The organism is Vibrio sp. 99K-1 (assembly GCF_013114585.1).
Lineage (GTDB): Bacteria > Pseudomonadota > Gammaproteobacteria > Enterobacterales > Vibrionaceae > Vibrio > Vibrio chagasii_B.
This window is the reverse complement of record NZ_VTXF01000063.1, coordinates 1-1,426: the sequence shown is the minus strand read 5'-3', so window position 1 is coordinate 1,426 and position 1,426 is coordinate 1. Positions and strand designations below refer to the sequence as shown.

2 protein-coding genes are annotated in these 1,426 nt (G+C 42.4%); both read right to left on the bottom strand.

Translation table 11 applies throughout. The annotated features are described in order from the left end of the window. Positions 1-31: 31 nt before the first annotated feature. Positions 32-874 carry an IS3 family transposase gene (locus tag F0228_RS25605; protein ID WP_128163909.1) on the bottom strand — a complete coding sequence of 281 codons (843 nt, stop codon included), beginning with the start codon at positions 872-874 and terminating at the stop codon, positions 32-34. Then, complete coding sequence (locus tag F0228_RS25600; protein ID WP_171750764.1) at positions 871-1,380, bottom strand: helix-turn-helix domain-containing protein; 510 nt, start codon at positions 1,378-1,380, stop codon at positions 871-873. The genes F0228_RS25605 and F0228_RS25600 overlap by 4 nt, the downstream gene beginning before the upstream one ends. Between the last annotated feature and the right edge of the window lie 46 nt (positions 1,381-1,426).

Below are 1,426 nucleotides of genomic sequence, written 5' to 3'. Positions count from 1 at the left end.
TGAAGTGACCCCGTAAAGTTGGACATTTCTGTTAAGCGGCTTTCAAGGCCTGAGTTCGATATTCTATCGGAGTCAGGCCTTTTAGTTTCACTTTTATACGTTTGGTATTGTAGTACTCGATGTATTCTTTAATTTGCTCTATCAGAGCATCTGCATCTTCAAAGCTTTGGTTGTGATACATCTCTGTTTTGAGTAAAGCAAAAAAGTTTTCAGCAACCGCATTATCCAAGCAGTTACCTTTTCTCGACATGCTTTGTGTTAACCCACTCTCCGCTACTTTTTTTTGATACTGTCGATGGCGATATTGCCAACCTTGATCGCTATGTATAATTGGCTTTGAGTTGGGTTTAAGCTTTGATATGGCTTCCGTCAGCATATCCGTGACAAGCGGCAAGCAGGCATTTTTGGCCACTCTATAAGCAACCACCTCCTGAGTAAACAAGTCGACAACGGGAGACAAGTATACTTTCTGCTCTTTTACTTTGAACTCCGTGACATCAGTTACCCATTTTTCATCGGGTTGAGTCGCACTAAAATCTCTTTCAAGCACGTTAGGAGCTGCTGTTCCAGACTCTCCTCGATATGAACGATACTTTTTAATCCTGACCGTCGATTTAAGGTTGAGCTGAGCCATAAGCCTTTGAACCGTTTTGTGATTAAGCATGAACCCCTGATTTTTTAGTTCCAAGTGAATACGGCGGTAGCCGTATCGTCCCTTATGCTCATGATAAATTGACTTTATCAACCGCAGCTCACGTTCGTAGCTATTTGGGCGCTTGCTCGTTTGAGCCTGGTAATAAAAGACACTTTTTGCTAGCTGTAGAGTGTGCAGTAAGTGCTTTAACGGGTACTTGCTTTTAAGAGTTAGAGCTATGACCGCTTTTTCTTTGTTCGACGGTTTTTTTCCTGCTCCAACTCTTCCAACTTTTTTAGAACGGCATTCTCGGTTCGCAAGTAGACCAATTCCTCTTTTAGCTCCTCAAGTGTCATTTCATCATCAGGCTTAGTCGTACGTTGAGGGTGCTGTTTCATTGAGGGTCTTCCTTTCTGGCGCATTTTGAGCCCTTTGATACCGAGCTCATTAAATCTTTTGAGCCAGACAGAGAGTATCCCAGGGGATGAGAGGTTTAATACTGCGCTAGTGTGCGTGAGAGACCATTCATTCGTCCACATTAAATTCAATGCTTTTCGCTTTGTCTGAGCAGAAGCAGCATGCTTAGTTGGTAAAAATGAATCAGTACCATGGATGGCAAAGACTTGAGCCCAATACCGTATCTGTCTTGAAGGGATTGAATATTGTTTTGCTAAGTAGCGAGATGACGTGCCATCTAAATATTGCTTAGCAATGATACATTTTAGCTCTCGGCTATATTTGGACATAAAAAGACCCCCAATAATTGGTGTCCAACTATTGGGGGTCAGTTCA